Here is a 16725-nt window from a genome sequence, read left to right on the forward strand (position 1 = left end):
GCCAGCGTGATCTCCTCGACCGCCACGGGGCCGCGCGCGGTTTCGATCAGCGTGCCAGTCAGGTAACAGGGCGGAGCGCCCAGATAGGTGATCCCAGCATCGCCAGAAGCGCCGTTGAAAAACTGCTGCACCGAAAAACCATTGGGATCGTAGCCAAGGCCAATATCGATGGACAGCGTATGAACATTGCCTGATGAGTCGTAAGTTGAGATGGTTATCTGTCCAGTCTGCGCATTATAGCTGCACCAGTCCGGATAGCCATAAGAACCCAGATCAAGTTTATCGCCGCCACCGAAACCGCGGATTTTCAGACCTGACACGTTGGAAGCCATGCCGTAGTTGATAGCGATGTAGTTATTGCCACCGCTGCAATTGATCGTGACGTTCGATATCGACCCGTTGCCGTTTTTGTCACCGAAGGTGACCTGGGAGTTGGTCATATTGATCGTCTGACCGGAGATATTCATGAACGACGTGCTCCAGTAGCAATACTGGTGCCCTCCCCAGTCGGTGGGTATTGTCACGTTGTTCATTGTAATGACACCGTTTCCTGAGATGGTGCTGGTGCCCTTGTAGTTAAATAAAGAGCAATTCTCTATGATTATTTGGCCGTAATTTGTTGTTTGTCCGGCGATATTGAAGAAATTACTGTTAACCGCGGTCGCAAGTGTCGGGTCAGCAAAGCCCTGCGTACCATTGCCCTTGAGCACGAGTGTACCGGTGGTGCCAATATTGGCGCCGGTATAGTTGGCGCTCCCATAGCTTCCTACAGAAGCGCTCCATCCCCCGGTCGCATTGGATGCATCGACAATAAGGGTTCCTTGGATACTAAATCCGGTGTTGGGGAAAAGGCCACCAGCATTGATCTGTCCGCCGAGGAAATTCGACCCGACAGTAATGGTGTAGGTCGCGCCCCACGGCGTGGATCCATTGGCCGACTGGTTCCAAAAGTTGAGAGTAGCGTCACCCATTATCCTCTTCCTTCAATATTGGAAACAAGATCCGCAATTAGATATGGTTGGCTTGCTGCATGGATTTGCAGTTATTTGCCGAACTTGTTTGTTATTGGAGAACTGCTTTTTCCGGTCGGCTCTTATAGACACGGAGGCTCGCGGCTGTGTGTCATTCAGGCGACACATTAAGAAATAAATTGATAGCGCATGGAGCGAATCGTATTCACCTATGTTCTGGAAATCCGGTGATTACAGGATCATGACTTATCTGTTACATCACTATTATTGTGGAACATGGAGATGAAGGTAGTCGGTATCGGGTATATGTAAGGTATTTAACCGGATCGGTCTGGCAATGTTTGTATGTTGCTTGTCATGCTCTTTTCGTGAGGAGAGGGACGAGCCGTGAGGACCTGCCTTGTCCGACGATCTGACGCCGATCGGCAAGAAAGAGATTGGCGGTAATGGACGTCGGAAATCGGAAAATGCCGCGACTTGCTATTCATTGGGTAGAACCGGTCGCGTGTTTGTCTGGGTTTGTGCAAAGAGACTTGAATGAAAATGGACTGACGGGCGATCCATGGCCTGGTCTGTGTTGCGGGGAGGGCTCGATGCTGTTGAAGAGCCTTGGCGGGTACGGATAGTGAAATCGTGCGGTGTTGACGACGCTCTTTCATGCGTCCTCGGCATCTGACGGCCCGTTGCCGTTACCGGTTTGAGGCAGATAATCGTGCTGCCTGTACCAGTTATGTGCGCATTGTCTGGCACGGAAACTCGTCATGCAATGCATGTAGTCTTAACGAATGATTGACAAATTGGCATTTTGCCACTAAATAAATTAAGCGATCTGCACCTAAGCGGACGATTTTTTCAAAAACAATTTCAATTTTTCCGGGAAAAATATGACTGACAGGAAAAAAGAATGTGCACTTTCCAAGAAGAGTGTGCTGTATCGGCCCTCAGTTCATTTCACCCCACCGACAGGGTTCATGAACGATCCCAACGGGCTCGTTTTCGATGGGACGCAATATCATCTTTATTATCAGCATAACCCCGATGCCGCATATTCGGCCAATATCTGTTGGGGGCACGCGACCAGTACCGATCTGCTGAGCTGGAAAGATCAGCCGATTGCCGTGCCCAATACGATCGACGGGCAGGCTTTTTCAGGCTGTGCTGTGCTCGACCGCAATAACAGCTCGGGGCTGTTTCCCAATGGTTGCGGCACGAATATCGCCGCCTTGTACACCCGCTCGCTACCCACGCGACAAAGCCAGTATCTGGCGATCAGCACCAATAACGGACAGAGCTTCGAGGAATATGCGCGCAATCCTGTGCTCGATATCGGTGAGGTGAATTTTCGCGATCCGCAGGTCGTCTATCATGCGCCGACGCGCAAATGGGTCATGGCCGTTGCCGAGGTGGATCATCATCGCATCGGGTTTTATGGCTCGACCGATCTGAAGCATTGGACCCATCTCAGTCACTTCGGCCCGGCAGGTCTGCCGACAGTCAATTACGAGTGTCCGAACCTGATTCAGATCAGGGATGAATCAGGCGCGCTGCGCTGGGTGCTGTTCGTTTCGATCAATCCCGGTAGCCCGATGGGCGGGAGTGTCACACAGTATTTCATCGGCGATTTCGACGGTACGGCATTCACGCCCTGCGACGGTATTCTGCGCATGACCGATTTCGCGAAGGATGCCTATGCGCTCCAGGTCTGGAGCAATATGCCGGACGACGAGGCCGTGAATATCGCCTGGATGGGAAACTGGCAGTATTGTCAGGAGCTGCCCTCTGGAGAATGGCGCGGTGCCATGTCTCTGCCGCGCAGCATGTCCATCCGTCAGGATCCGAACGGCTATCCCCGTCTGGTTCAGATCCCGCGTGGGGTCGAGGCCCTGCGCCATCCGGTTCTGTGCGAAACAGCCTGTCATCTGGCCGCTGCATCGCGACGGGAAATTGCTTTGCCCATCGGCAAGGCCGTGGAAGTCGTGATTCGTCTGACCGTCGATGAAGACCGACAGACCGATCCGTCGCATTCCGGTCCGGTCATCAATCGCTTCGAACTGGCCTTTGCCAATGAGGAAGGCGAGAAGCTTTCCGTAGGGTACGATGCGCCCTCAACCCAGATCTGGCTCGACCGCAGCAAGTTGCATGGTTTCGATCATCCGTTCTTCACCGGCCGTTTTGCTGCACCGATCAACACGGCGTTCTATCCGAATGCCCGGACGCTCGACCTGCGTCTGTTCCTCGACGGATGCGCGTTCGAGCTCTACGCCAACGAGCATCTCGAAACTGCTACGGCGCTCGTCTATCCGGAAAAGCCGCTCGACAGGCTGCGCCTGACGGCTGATGGAACGGGTTTCACCATCGATAGCCTCGAAATCTACACGCTCGACAAAACCATGTGCCGCCAGACGCTCTGAAGGCGGCTCGCCCTGAACGCTCCGCACCCTGAGCGAAGGGTTGAGACAGATCGACCTGTGTCGAATACGTCGGCTTGTCATGCGGGGTTTTGACAGGAGAACGATGAAAGCGGTCTGCTCCAAGGGGCAGGCCGTTTTTATCGATTGAGGCTGTGTGGTGACGTTCGCTGTCAGAATCTTCCTGTCGGAACCATTCTGTCAGGATCGCTCTGACAGGGGGAAGCAGTTCTCCATCCATTGCGACTGTGGTCGCGATCGGCTAGCATGCCACATGCAGAGACGACGTTCCTGCCTCCATGCGAGCTTCAAGACCGGGACGGCCCGGCGGAACCCGCTTCTGGAGGTGCGTCATGGCATGGATTGCCCTGTTTCTTGCTGGACTGTGTGAAATAATCTGGGCGGCTGCCATGAAGCAGTCAGCAGGTTTTACCAGATTCTGGCCAAGCCTTGTGACGCTTGTCGGTATGGTTGTGAGCGTCGGCCTTTTGGGGTGGGCCATGAAAGTCCTGCCTCTTGGTACTGCCTATATGATCTGGACAGGAATTGGCGCGATCGGCGCATTTGTTGCCGGTATTATCCTGTTCGGAGAGGTGCTTAGCCTGACACGCTGTGCGGCAGCTGCGTTGATTCTGTCGGGTCTGATGCTGATGAAATGGTCAAGCTGAACGCTGCAAGATGTCAGCGGTTTTTCTGCTCGATGACCGTCAACGCGTTTCAACGGGCGTTTTTAAGGCACCGCCCAGTGAGAGTCACAAGCGTGCTCATGAGCCATCCCCCCAAGGCGCCGATAAGAACGGCGAGATAGGGCTGGAAACTGAGGAAATATCCCGGTGCGGTGAAGGGTTCGATAATTCTGTAAGAAGAAATGCCTAAAAGGGCGATGACACACGGATGCAGCGATGTTGTGTTCATTTCCGTCCCACTCCATTCATCCCGGATGATCCGATGAAGGTGCTCAGCATGCCGTATTGGCTTGTCGGTGCAATTAAAAAACGCAACATCGTGTCACGTCCTCCCATCCTGCATCCGGAGCTGCGACAATGCAGCACAGGAACAACGCTGGAATGACAGTCAAAAGGCGTTCGTGATGTTCATGTCATGCTCTTTCGGCGTCCGGCTTGTCAGAGCTCTTGGTTGAATCCGGTAGATGGCTGTTACAGTCTCTTTCCATTCGTTCCTCGTCCAGCGCGAAAAGGACTGTCAGAAGGTATTGCCATAAAAGAACCTGCTGGATGACCTGAGTACATGCGACGCCGATTTTTGAGTTCTGCCTTGTTCTCGGTATTGTTTTTCTGGCCGCTTGCCGTGGCGCGTGCCCAGAGCAACGCAGGAAGCAGCGCAGGCTACGGTAGCACGGTCTATAATGGACAGGTTTATACGGCCTCGCCCGGTTACGGCGGAAGTGAGGCCGTAACCGCCCGGGGCAGAGAGAATGAGCATCGTTGCAGACGCCCGCCTCCACCGCCGGATGGAGATGACGGGCGCGGCCCTCCCGGCAGAGGAGCGCCTCCTCCGCCACCAGAGGGTGACGATAAACGTGGCCCCCCTCCGGGAAACGAGGGCAGGGCAGATCATCGCCCACCGCGTGGGTGCCCCCCACCTCCGCCACCGCCTGATGGTGGAAGATGGGAGCGGTGAGGGCAGCGCACCGAAACGTAGAAGATGCGCCTCCGGGCCGTCATGAACGCTTTGCTGAGAGTGGGGTCGAGAGGGTGCTTTGCCCGAACCGCCAGGTTGTGCCGTGCCTCTCGAAACATCGTACATGGCTGGCTATGGTCTGTATGATGCTCATCGTATCGGGGTGCGCACAACGCCCAAAGCCCGATATCGACGACGGCGCCGCCAGTGGCACTGCCTCTACGGACGACTCTACGGCAAGTCGAGCTGCGTCCCCATCTCATGGGAGCGGCCGACCGGGTGGAGGATTATGGACCGAGTTGGCACGAACGGCATTGCAGACGGGTATGGGATTTATTCACCACTAAACGTGACAAGGCGTTAATCCACCGGGCCATATCGACAAACAGCCCGCTCCCGGTTCGCGCAGGACAGGAAACGTTTACGATGATGGGAAAGGTCGAAGTACGGGAAAGCGTCGTCACAATCATCTCGATGGCGTGACCGGACAAGGCTGTTTTTATCCCTATAGTCCGGGCTGTCACGATGGAAAGAAAGACGCCCGATGCAGCTTGCCGTAGCTCTAGATTATATCGATCGCGCTCTGATGCTTGCAAAACAGCGCGGTGAAAAAGTGGCTGTTGCCGTAGTCGATGCCGGCGGTCATCTCGTAGCGTTCAAGAAAGATGACGGAACCCAGCTTGGAAGCATCGATCTGGCAATATTGAAGGCGCGCACGGCTGTCCTGTTTCAACGGCCAACCGAGGACATGGAAAATGCTCTTCATGCTGGCAAGACCATGATCGCAAGCCTGCCTAACGTTCTTCCCGCAGGAGGTGGCGTTCCGCTCATCGTGAACGGTATGGCAATCGGGGCAATCGGGCTGAGTGGCGGCGAGGGAGAGACGGATGCCCGTCTGGCCGAGAGCGCCGTGAGCAAGGCGACCTCCCGCTGATCTTTTTTTCAGGCGACGGAGCAGCAGTCCGGGCCAGGGCGCGGTCCGAACCAGATCGCCCACGCTATCGCACATGATGCGGTTTGTACGTGCGCGGCCGTGGAGGGGGCGCGCTGCATCATGTGATGTCCATGCCCGCGTCCCGGCGTAATCGATCTCAGCATGGTCGATCGAAGACAGAATGATTGACGGCATCGCAGGCGATGCCGTCGGGTTTCGAATGGGCGATCAGGCTGCAGCGTCCGAAATACCGGAATCCGCATTGTTATCCTGTTGCGCCGGTTCGTTCAGAACCTCAATGCTCAGGGTCGAGACGCCGTCAGCGATGGTGGGCAGGGACAGAGTGCCCTGACCGTTGGTCCAGCGGCATGCTTCCCCACGATCGGCATACCAGCCCTGAAGGGGGCGTTCCTGCAGATGGCTTTCGACAGGAACGGACTGCGTGTTGCTTTCCAGTGCAATGTGCCCGACCAGCACACCGAGTGCACGCCGGTCATCAACGAAGGGACCGTAGAGATCGCATGGGCGAACCGCCTCGCTCATGAGCGTAACGCGTCGGGTATCGGCGGGCAGGCGGAAAACATAGCGCCCTTTATTGCGGCTCTCTGCCTGAAGGACCGTGCCATCGGCGAGGCGCAGGCAAAGACCCGACTGACCGAGCTGGGCGAGGGGTGACGGCACAATGCCCGCGCGCTCTGCAATGCGATGAAAAATCGGCTCCACAAATTGGCGTGCCGTGTTGATCGGAGCCGCAGGAACGATCAGGCGCTGGGCGTGACGGAGTGCATCCGTGGTATCGATTGTCATATCTTGCAGTCTTGGCAAATAGCTCTCGGTTTCGACGCCATCTGCAATAATGATTTCATGGTTCTCAAGGTATACATGGTAGTAGTCATACCTGTGTTTTGTTCTATCGTAATAAATGCTTTTACCATTGATGAGTATGCGTGCGGGAATCAAGTTCCCATCAAGGTGTAGGCAGTGCTCGCTTGTAATAAACATGTCTTTATTGGGTCGGTTTTTACCTAGCGCGCCTTTTTTGATGCAAACGGCGTAGCCAGCTTCATCATCGGGGAGTTCTGACCTTACTTCTTGGAAACCACCAACAATTTTCTGTACGGAGGCAGTATGGTGACGGCCATTTCTGACGACACAGACTAGGTCGCCAGTGTTCAGATGCTGAACCGCACATGTACCGGCAGGCGTCTCAATCAATGTATCAGCCAGAAAACAAGGAGCCGCATATTTGTAGGAAATACCGGTGCTGGTTGCTCCGAAAGGACCTGAGATTGTTGTGAAACCTGCCTGATCATATCCCAGACCAATATCGATATAAACAATCTTAGTCATGTTCGTGTCACTAATTCGAAGTATTCCTGTTTCAGGATCGTAGGAATACCCTTCGAGGCTGATGTCCTGGATGTCAATTTGGGAATTTGCGCCGAGTCCGCGTATTTTCATGTTAACGGCGCTAGTTGTTTTTGGTATTCCAATATAATTTCTGCCTGTTGAGCTGAGATTTATTGTAACATTACTATATGTTCCATAGATATTTATATCAGAGTTATTCAGATTTATCGTTTGGTTCGATATATTCCCGAATGTCCAGTATCCTTTGATATTATTGACGATACGGACATTCGTGAGATTGAGTGTGCCTCCGCCGGTCAGGTCGTTGGTCGCGGCTGCGAAAAGCCCGATATCCTGAAAGCTGAGTACGCCCTGATTGTTGATATCATTGGGAATTCTCATGTAATCCGCAACGGCGTAGGAACCTGTCCCTTTGATGGAGACAACGCCGGACGGATAGATTGTCGGCATGCACAGATTGCCGTTTGCGCCATTGCCGAAATACGACAGCCCAGTTCCGACAGTCACATTGAGTGTTCCGCGCACGTAAAGCGGATCATTAGCCGCAGCAGGATAGGTATCCGCGCAGATCACACCATTGGCTTTGTCATTGATGGTGACATTTTTGACTTCGCCAACAGCCGTGGTGCAATCGACCCAGCGTTTCGTCGAGGTGATGGTGTAATCGGTCGCCATATCTACGAATCCTTGTTTGCCTTTTGCAGACAATAAGTCACCAAACAGGAAACTCAGGCAATGAATTTATGATAACAATATTGAAAGTTATATTTCTGATATAGAAATACACATTTCTATATAAATACGTCGTTATAGGACCAAAATGCTCCCTATGGATTTTTAACGATAATTGTATGACATGAAATGTTATATTGTCATAGATCCGGAAATAATCTGTCACTATGGTGTGTTGTATTTCGGATTCGAACCGATATTGTGGCGCAATTATGAACCATAAAAGGCGAGCGTGAGGCAGTTCGCTGCTGCGAAGAGGCCGGTCAGGAATATATCGAAGGGTGTGTTGCGGCTATTCCGGCCTATACGGATCGCCCCTGAGATGGGCCGATAACCAGACCGACTGTATGCACCATGGACATCGATGGACGTGCAGCTTGCGGCATTCATGCCGCTATTCAGGTCAGCAGGCCGGCACAATCCGACAGGGGATTACCTACGGATAAGACGCTTTTCATTGGTTGACGGTGTCGTGTTGCACGATTGACCGAGCGTATTCTATCGGTGCGGAAGCACACGCAGGCAAAGGCGGTTTTCAAAGGGGAGTAAATGGCGGACCCGAAAGGATTCGAACCTTCGACCTTCGCCTTCGGAGGGCGACGCTCTATCCAGCTGAGCTACGGGTCCCGCTGGATCGCTTCATAGCCAGATTTGCAAAAGCGCGCCAGTCCCAATTTACGGGCCGATCCTTCTCCTGTGGCGCGATGACAGCGGCTGACAGGCTATAGGAGGCGAGGTAGCCCTGTTGAGCTGGAGGTGTGCTTCCGACCGGGGCGTGATCAGGGGGTGTCATGGCCCGGATCGCCAGCCATCCAGACGGCTGCTGCCACGTCGCCCCCGGATGGCAGAAGGCTGTCAGGATGCAGGATCCATGAGGCAATGTCGTCCGTTGCATTGCGTCCGTTGCGGTCACGCAGCAGTAGATGATGCCCGCCGGTAATCAGGTCCTTGCGTACGCTGGACGGCAGTCGATGCCAGAACAGCGCCATGGGGGCCGCGGGGATCATCTGATCCCGATCGCCGTACAGAACAAGCATCGGCTTGTGCACGCGCGCCGCTGCGGCGGACGCTGCAGCCATGAGATCGACCAGCCCGCGTAATGTATCCAGTCGATAGCCGTGCAGGGTGAGGGGGTCGAAATAAAGGCGTCTCAGCGCGGCAAGATTGTTCGTCGCTATGTGCTCACCCGGGACATGCGCACCAGTGAACAACCAATCGGGTGCGAGTGTGTCGAGCCCGTTCAGTATGAGGCGTGAGAGCGGGTCGAAACGCCATATGGCCGGTGAGACGAGAATGACGCCGCGTATGGGGTCGTCCTGCGGGTCAGACGCCAAAAGCGTGGCGACAGCCCCGCCCATGCTCTCTCCCATGACATAAAGAGGAAGATCCGGATGGTGCGCATGAACGAACTGCGCCTCCTCGCGGGCATCACGCACCAGACGGTCGGTGCTGCTCCATTGTCCGCGGCTCGCTGTCTCACCGAAACCTCTTGCATCGGGCGCGATGACTTCAATCCCGGCGTCACGCAGTTGCGGCGCCGGAAACTCCCACGCATCGCGGCTGTCTCCAAAGCCATGCAGTGCCAGAACGATGGCACGCGTCTGCCCTTTCGCAGGCCATCGTCGCATGGGAGCGATCGCACCGTCGGAGAGTGTCATGTGAAGCGTTGCGGGTATGAGGGCCGCTTCCTGCCCGCGTGGCTGCGGCGCACGGCGTGCAGGAGGCGTGGCGCAGGCCACGAGGTTCAGCGCGAAAAGGACCAGACCAGCAAGACGCATTGCGCCCATCGTCATGCCATCGCGCTTTCGCGCCGTGTTGAAAGGCGGTGTTTTCGGAAAGACCCCTTCAAGGTAAAACAGGCGGCTGCGTATCCCCGGTCCGGAATGAGGGTTTGCCCGGCTGCGGTTTTTCCGGTCACCTTCCCGCGGGCGAGCGTTTTGCAGGCGATCGTTTGCCGGGTGACAGTTTGAATGCAGGCGGAACTCTCGTATCATTGCGGGAGTATTGCGTCCCTGGGGCGCGCTGGCCAGTAGGGGCGCATATATGCCCCGCCGGGACGGTCCATAGCGGGTCGCCCGAAATAGGAGATGCGCAGCTTGAAGTTCTCATTCCCCAGGGTTGCAGCATGAGCACCAAGACCCATCTCGTTCTCGTCGATGGCTCGGGCTTCATTTTCCGCGCCTTTCATGCCTTGCCCCCCATGAGCAGCCCCGAAGGCGTGCCGGTCAACGCGGTGTTCGGCTTTACCAATATGCTGCAACGCCTGTTGCGCGATCACGTTGGCACCCATCTGGCCGTTGTGTTCGATGCCGGGCGCCAGACTTTTCGCAACGAAATCTATCCGCAGTACAAGGCACACCGCCCCGAGGCGCCCGAGGATCTGCGACCACAGTTTCCGCTCATTCGCGATGCGACGCGGGCATTCAACGTTCCCATGATCGAGCTGGCGGGTTTTGAGGCCGATGACATCATCGCCTCCTATGCCGAGATCATCGAGAAGGAAGGGGGCAAGTGCACGATCGTCTCATCGGACAAGGATCTGATGCAGCTTGTGAGCGATCGCGTGGCGCTTCTCGACCCGATCAAGCAGAAACCGATCAAGCTGGCAGAGGTCGAAGCCAAGTTCGGCGTGCCGCCCGATCGCGTGATCGACGTGCAGGCGCTGATGGGAGACCCGACCGATAACGTGCCGGGCGTGCCGGGCATCGGCCCGAAAGGCGCGGCCCAGCTCGTGCAGGAATTCGGTACGCTGGAAGCCATTCTGGCGGCAGCGCCTGACATGAAGAAATCCAAGCGCCAGCAATCGCTGATCGATCATGCCGAGGCAGCGCGTATCTCGCTCAAGCTGGTGACACTTGCCCGCGATGTGCCGCTGCCCGAACCTGTCGAAGCTCTGGGATGCCGGGAGCCCGATGCGCCGGTGCTGCGTGATTTTCTGGAGAAAATGGGGTTTCACTCGGTCATCCAGCGCATGGGGCTGGGCGCGTTGGCAGGCAAGCGCAACGCCGGCGAGCTCAGGACGGGTGCTGAGAAAACGGGCACTGAAGAAACCGGCGATATCGAGAGCGGAAGCGACAGGCCCTATGGGCCATATGAGACAATCCAGTCTCTCGAAACGCTGAATGAGTGGATCGAACGGGCGCGCAAGGCCGGCTGTTTTGCCTTCGATACAGAAACGGACTCGCTCAATGCCCGTCAGGCAACGCTGATCGGTCTGTCACTGGCGGTAGCGCCCGGCCAGGCGGCCTATGTGCCCCTGCGCCATGAGGGCACGCTGGAGCACCCGGCAGGAGGGCAACTTGAGGTTGCCGTCGTGCTTGAGGCACTGCGCCCCATTCTTGCCGATGACTCGGTTCTCAAGATTTTCCAGAACGCCAAATACGATCTTCTGGTGCTGTCTCATGCGGGCATCGACCGGATTGCACCCATCGACGACACCATGCTGATTTCGTATGCGCAATCGGCCGGCGAGCACGGTCAGGGCATGGATGAGCTGTCCCGCCTGCATCTGGGCCATGAGCCGATTTCCTATGACTCCGTGACAGGCACGGGGCGCAATCGCGTTCCATTCGCTCAGGTGCCCATCGCGCGTGCCACCGAATACGCAGCCGAAGATGCCGACGTCACTTTGCGCCTGTGGCACATTCTCAAACCCTCTCTGCGTACGCGTCACGCACTTGCGCTGTATGAAGAGATGGAGCGACCGCTGGTCGCCATTCTCAAGGATATGGAACAGGCAGGGGTCAAGCTCGACGCGGCCGAACTGCGTCGCATGTCTGCCGATTTCGGCTCGCGCATGGCCGAGATGGAGATCGAGATTCATGCTTTGGCCGGGCGTGGTTTCAATCTGGGCTCGCCAAAGCAGCTCGGCGAAATCCTGTTCGATGAGATGAACCTGCCCGGCGGCAAACGTACGAAGGCTGGCGCATGGGGAACAGATTCATCGGTGCTTCAGGAGCTCGCCGATGCCGGACATGAACTGCCGGCGCGCATTCTGGCCTGGCGTCAGCTGGCCAAGCTGAAATCGACCTACGCCGATGCGCTGGTGCAGCAGATGGATCCGAAAACCCATCGTGTGCATACCTCGTTCCAGATGGCCATCACCACGACGGGGCGTCTGTCCTCCAACGATCCCAACCTGCAGAACATTCCGATCCGCACCGAAGAGGGCGGTCGTATCCGTCGCGCCTTTATTGCCGAAGAAGGCTATATGCTGGTCTCGGCCGATTACTCCCAGATCGAACTGCGTCTTCTGGCAGAAGTGGCCGATATCGGGCCGCTGAAGGAGGCATTCAGGCTGGGGCAGGATATTCACGCACGCACGGCGGCAGAAGTGTTCAATCTGCCGCTCGAAGGTATGGATCCGCTGACCCGTCGTCGCGCCAAGGCGATCAATTTCGGTATCATCTATGGCATTTCGGCTTTCGGGCTGGCGCGCCAGCTTGGCATCCCAGCCGGTGAGGCACGGCGCTATATCGATGCCTATTTCGCCCGTTATCCCGGTATTCGCGATTACATGGATCGCACAAAGGATGACGCCAAGCGCGATGGCTATGTCACGACCCCGCTCGGACGTCGCTGCTATGTGCCGGGTATCAACGAAAAGAACGGAGCGCGACGCGGCTATGCCGAACGTCAGGCAATCAATGCACCGTTGCAGGGTGGCGCTGCCGATATCATCAAGCGTGCCATGGTTCGTCTGGGGCGGCGCTTGCCACAGAGCGGGCTGGACGCCAGAATGCTGTTGCAGGTGCATGACGAATTGCTGTTCGAGGTCAGAGCCGATCAGGCCGAGGCTCTGGCGGCGTTCGTGCGCACCGAAATGGAACAGGCCGCCACGCTCAGTGTGCCACTGGTGGTCGAAACAGGCATTGGCATGAATTGGGCGGAAGCACATTAAGCAATGAACAAGAACCGTACCCCCCGCAAAACCTGGACAGCCCCGCGTATCGCGATCGTCGTGCTTGTCCTTGCCCTGGCACTCAGCTGGAGCGCCTATCGCCTGTCGGAAAAATTCGGCAGCATGGTCTCGACGCAGGGAAATGAAATCGGGGGAAGCTATCGTCTCGTCGCGCTCGGTGAAGGCAATGTCACAGAGGGCGACTTCAAGGGTAACTGGGTGCTGGTCTGGTTTTTCGACACGCATTGCCCCAAGGGACTTTGCGGCCCTGTGCTGAAAACCATGAGCGACACAAAAATCGCTCTGGCGCGTGAAGGGATCAGGGTTGCGCCTCTGGCCATCACGCTGGACCCGCTGCACGATGAATCGGACGATCTCAAGAAATATGCCCTGCCTCTGGGCGATCATGTCGTCCCGCTTACCGGGTCACCCAACATGATCGAACGCGTTGCCAAGGAATTTCATGCCCCCAACGAGCTGGTACATGCAGATGACGGCACGTCCTATCATCTCCCGGCACCGCGCATCGTGATCATGGACCCGCAGGGGCGCTATGCAGGCACGGTCGATGCAACAGCAGGAACCGAGGCGCTGGTGACGCGCATCCATCAGCTCGCCCATCGCGGCTGAACATGGGGGCGGCGGCTTGAACGGACGTCAGCCGCCGCGTATGCGGCTTTTGCCTGTGCCCGCATTTCCAAGCACGCTGCATGGTGCCGCTCTTGCCTTGTATCTGCTGGCTTTCCCCGTTTGCACGCATGCCGCGCCGGAGACGATGCCGGGTGACGGGATCTCGGGTAACAGGGGGCAAAGCCAGATACGGGCGCAGGGCGTGACGCAGGGCAGTCCGCATCGCGGGGGCACGCTACACCTGACGGCTGATGCCCCGGGGGGCACGCTGGACCCTCAGATCAACTACACCAGCGAATATATCCAGCTTTTCGTGAATATGTACGACGGGCTCGTAACCTATCGTCAGGCCGATGGCGCAGCCGGGCTCGAAGTCGTGCCCGATCTTGCGGAAAGCCTGCCGGAGGTGAGCCCTGACGGTCTTGTCTGGGTGTTCCGGCTGCGCGAGGGCGTGCGTTTCTCGAACGGAGCGCCAGTCACGGTCGAGGATGTCGCGGCCTCGCTCAGGCGCATCTATCGCGTGGGCAGTCCCACCGCATTGTCGTTTTACGGCAATATCGTCGGCGCTAAGGCCTGCCTCACCGACCCCACCCATTGCCGTCTGGAAGGCGTAACGACCGACCCGGCGGCAAGGCGCATCACGATCAGACTTGAAGCACCTGATGGTGAATTCCTGCAAAAACTCGCGTTTCCTCATGCCGTGATTCTGCCGAAAGATGCCCCGGTAACGGAATCCGCCCTGACCCCATTGCCCGGTACCGGGCCCTATCGCATTACGCAGTACGACCCGTCTCACCGTATGGAAATCGGTCGTAATCCATGGTTTCGCGTGTGGAATCCGGATGCGCAGAGCGAAGGCTATGTCGATCGTATCATCTACGATTTCGGCCTGTCTGACGAAGCCGAAGTGACTGCGGTCGAGCAGGGGCACTATGACTCCATGCTCGATGCCAAGCCGCAGGACAGGCTGGGCGAGCTTGGCAGCCAATATACCGATCAGGTTCATCTCCAACCGCTGCTCGGGCTCTACTACCTGGCCCTGAATGTGCATGAGCCGCCGTTCGACTCCCTTGAGGTCAGGCAGGCAATCAACCACGCGGTCGATCGGCATGCGATGGCCATTCTCTACGGTGGCTCGGCCATTGCCGAGCCGCTCTGCCAGATCGTCCCGCACGGCATTGAAGGGGCCGATATTCCCTGTCGCTTTGGAAAAACCTCCGACACCGGACAATGGCAGGGGCCCGATCTCGACAGGGCGCGGGCGCTGATACGCCAGAGCGGTCACATGGGGCAGCGTGTCACGCTGGTTGTGCCCAATCAGGCGATAGGCCTCGCCATGGGCGTGTATCTGCGCAACATGCTTCAGTCATTGGGTTTCGAAGCCAGCGTGCGCCCCATGACGCCTGCTACCGCCGAAGGTTATGCCCGCAATTCGGACAACCATGTGCAGATCAGTCTGTCCTACTGGTATGCGGATTATCCATCGCCTTCGACCTTTCTCGACGCGCTTTTGGGATGCGATAACGCCCGACCCCATTCTGACGGATCGACCAATGCAAGCGGGTTCTGTCACCCGGCCCTCCAGACGCTCATGGTTCAGGCAGAGCATTCTCTCGATGCAGGCCGAACGCAGGAACTCTGGAAGCAGGCCGGAATGATGGCCATGGACCAAAGCGCCGTCATTCCGCTTATCCAGATGCGCTATGTCGATTTCGTTTCGAAACGACTGGGCAATTATCACTACTCTCTGCTGAACCACATGCTCCTGTCGCAGGTCTGGGTGCAGTAGGTACGCCCACGGTCTCCGACAGGTCGCGTGGTGCCAGTATCGTGTTGTGTATCGTGTCGGGGTGCCGTGTTGCGGTGTCGCGTCAGGGTGCCGTTTGAGCGGATCGGCTATTCTTCTGTGAACGGCACAGCCATCCGCACAGCCGTTTATCGAGGGGTGCTGAAAAACGCTGCTGGATTGTTCGACCGAGGAAGAAAACGGCCAGAAGAACCGGCGGGTAGACGAGCCATGCCCAGGCGATACGCAGCCCAGTGGTCCGTAGAAGGGCGACGGCTGGCATGACGATGAACATGTGACTGAGATAGATCTCGTAGCTGCCCCGTCCCCACGCGCGCAGCCAGTGCGTATGCCCTGCGGTATATGACGCAGCCCAGCCCTGTGCGAAAGCCCAGACAGAGAGCGCGATCGTGACGTTGAAAAACAGCGGTGTCGCAAGGCCAAAGAGAGACCAGCATAGTCGTCCCTGAAGCAGGTAAAGCGCCATTCCGCCCAGGCCGGTCAGTCCGACAAGGGCAACGAACCTTGAGCCCGGGGCGTGGCGGGCCATCAAAAGGGCCGCAACAACGCCCGTGGCGATGGCGCTCATACCCGGCCCGTAGGCTTTTTCCTGCCATATCTCGGAAGCATTCTGCAGCTGCCATTCAAAAACGGGGGCTGCGAGGGCCAAAAGTCCGGCACAGATTGCCAGGGAGAGTCGCGTGCGCCCCAGACTCAAGCAGATCAGGGGAAAGCCGAGGTAGAAAAGTTCTTCCACCGAGAGAGACCAGAGCACGTCCCAGTAAGCAGGCAGGTAGCCTGTCTGGCCCTCATAGACGTTGAGATGCATGAACAGGGCGGAAAATGCCGCACCAGCCAGACTTTGACCGGGATTTTCGGGTCTGAAGGTCGGGACGTGAAGCAGGCCGAGCGTGCAGGCGATGAGGATCAGGGCCAGAAGACAGGGCAGAATGCGTGCGGCCCGTCGGCCTGAAAAAGCGCGTAGATCGAGAGCTGAAGGTTGCTGGTACCGTCTGATCGTATGATCGGTAATCAGAAAGCCGGAGATGACGAAAAACATCGTGACCCCCTTGATACCGCCCCAGTTGAGCATTTTCAGAACCGGATAGGGGAAGAGACCGACGAGACTGGTTTCTGTCAGAGGAAAACGCAGGGCGAGGTGATGAATAACCACGAGGATGATGGCAGTGCCGCGCAGGCAGTCTATACCTGCATTACGTGAATGGGGAGAACGCCCGGAAGGGACATCCTGATCTGGATCGGTCATGAAATGGTGAGGCTTTGCATCGGACAGGGTTTCGACTGTGCTCATGCATCATGGCGCCATCGTGTCGCTTTTGCGCTTTATTGCG

At 56.9% G+C, this 16725-nt stretch carries 10 protein-coding genes and 1 tRNA gene; 6 read left to right on the forward strand and 5 right to left on the reverse strand.

Annotated features, from left to right (window positions below; genetic code table 11):
- The coding region (locus tag NF685_RS10005; RefSeq protein ID WP_252849523.1) for a hypothetical protein at nt 1-971 on the reverse strand (971 nt) is incomplete at its 3' end.
- 884 nt (nt 972-1855) lie between these two features.
- Here NF685_RS10005 and NF685_RS10010 point away from each other — a divergent pair.
- The 3 genes from NF685_RS10010 to NF685_RS10020 all read left to right on the forward strand — a co-directional run bounded on the left by NF685_RS10010 (nt 1856) and on the right by NF685_RS10020 (nt 5954).
- Nucleotides 1856-3382: a glycoside hydrolase family 32 protein gene (locus tag NF685_RS10010; RefSeq protein ID WP_264813687.1), complete on the forward strand. Its 1527-nt coding sequence runs from the start codon at nt 1856-1858 to the stop codon at nt 3380-3382.
- A 350-nt stretch (nt 3383-3732) separates the two neighbouring features.
- The gene (locus NF685_RS10015; RefSeq protein WP_252849525.1) at nt 3733-4047 is read left to right on the forward strand and encodes a DMT family transporter; all 315 of its coding nucleotides are present in this window, start codon (nt 3733-3735) and stop codon (nt 4045-4047) included.
- A gap of 1517 nt (nt 4048-5564) precedes the next feature.
- Nucleotides 5565-5954 (forward strand): GlcG/HbpS family heme-binding protein, encoded by a 390-nt coding sequence (locus tag NF685_RS10020; RefSeq protein WP_252849526.1) that lies wholly within the window; start codon nt 5565-5567, stop codon nt 5952-5954.
- 228 nt (nt 5955-6182) lie between these two features.
- Here the strand turns inward: NF685_RS10020 and NF685_RS10025 are convergent, their stop codons facing one another.
- From NF685_RS10025 to NF685_RS10035, 3 genes are all read right to left on the reverse strand, one after another.
- Nucleotides 6183-8000 (reverse strand): Hint domain-containing protein, encoded by a 1818-nt coding sequence (locus tag NF685_RS10025; protein WP_252849527.1) that lies wholly within the window; start codon nt 7998-8000, stop codon nt 6183-6185.
- Between the two features lie 607 nt (nt 8001-8607).
- A tRNA-Arg gene (locus NF685_RS10030) sits at nt 8608-8684 on the reverse strand.
- Between the two features lie 152 nt (nt 8685-8836).
- Nucleotides 8837-9850 carry an alpha/beta fold hydrolase gene (locus tag NF685_RS10035; protein WP_252849528.1) on the reverse strand — a complete coding sequence of 338 codons (1014 nt, stop codon included), beginning with the start codon at nt 9848-9850 and terminating at the stop codon, nt 8837-8839.
- Nucleotides 9851-10182: 332 nt separating this feature from the next.
- Here NF685_RS10035 and polA point away from each other — a divergent pair, with 332 nt between their 5' ends.
- Genes polA through NF685_RS10050 form a run of 3 tightly spaced genes read left to right on the forward strand, consistent with a single transcriptional unit; the run spans nt 10183 to nt 15376 of the window.
- Nucleotides 10183-12957, forward strand: coding sequence for a DNA polymerase I (gene polA, locus NF685_RS10040; protein WP_252849529.1), 2775 nt, complete (start codon nt 10183-10185; stop codon nt 12955-12957).
- Nucleotides 12958-12960: 3 nt separating this feature from the next.
- Nucleotides 12961-13587 carry an SCO family protein gene (locus tag NF685_RS10045; protein WP_252849530.1) on the forward strand — a complete coding sequence of 209 codons (627 nt, stop codon included), beginning with the start codon at nt 12961-12963 and terminating at the stop codon, nt 13585-13587.
- Between the two features lie 16 nt (nt 13588-13603).
- Complete coding sequence (locus NF685_RS10050) at nt 13604-15376, forward strand: ABC transporter substrate-binding protein (protein WP_252849531.1); 1773 nt, start codon at nt 13604-13606, stop codon at nt 15374-15376.
- Between the two features lie 82 nt (nt 15377-15458).
- Here the strand turns inward: NF685_RS10050 and NF685_RS10055 are convergent, their stop codons facing one another.
- Nucleotides 15459-16685 carry an acyltransferase family protein gene (locus NF685_RS10055; protein WP_252849532.1) on the reverse strand — a complete coding sequence of 409 codons (1227 nt, stop codon included), beginning with the start codon at nt 16683-16685 and terminating at the stop codon, nt 15459-15461.
- Nucleotides 16686-16725 lie beyond the last annotated feature (40 nt).

This window comes from Asaia lannensis NBRC 102526, assembly GCF_024054035.1.
Classification (GTDB): domain Bacteria; phylum Pseudomonadota; class Alphaproteobacteria; order Acetobacterales; family Acetobacteraceae; genus Asaia; species Asaia lannensis.

What these genes read in the sequence shown, in the direction of transcription:
- polA (WP_252849529.1), top strand. Translation starts at nt 10,183, where the DNA reads ATGAGCACCAAGACCCATCTCGTTCTCGTCGATGGCTCGGGCTTCATT.
- NF685_RS10010 (WP_264813687.1), top strand. Translation starts at nt 1,856, where the DNA reads ATGACTGACAGGAAAAAAGAATGTGCACTTTCCAAGAAGAGTGTGCTG.
- NF685_RS10015 (WP_252849525.1), top strand. Translation starts at nt 3,733, where the DNA reads ATGGCATGGATTGCCCTGTTTCTTGCTGGACTGTGTGAAATAATCTGG.
- NF685_RS10035 (WP_252849528.1), bottom strand. Translation starts at nt 9,850, where the DNA reads ATGACGATGGGCGCAATGCGTCTTGCTGGTCTGGTCCTTTTCGCGCTG.
- NF685_RS10025 (WP_252849527.1), bottom strand. Translation starts at nt 8,000, where the DNA reads ATGGCGACCGATTACACCATCACCTCGACGAAACGCTGGGTCGATTGC.
- NF685_RS10045 (WP_252849530.1), top strand. Translation starts at nt 12,961, where the DNA reads ATGAACAAGAACCGTACCCCCCGCAAAACCTGGACAGCCCCGCGTATC.
- NF685_RS10055 (WP_252849532.1), bottom strand. Translation starts at nt 16,685, where the DNA reads ATGAGCACAGTCGAAACCCTGTCCGATGCAAAGCCTCACCATTTCATG.
- NF685_RS10020 (WP_252849526.1), top strand. Translation starts at nt 5,565, where the DNA reads ATGCAGCTTGCCGTAGCTCTAGATTATATCGATCGCGCTCTGATGCTT.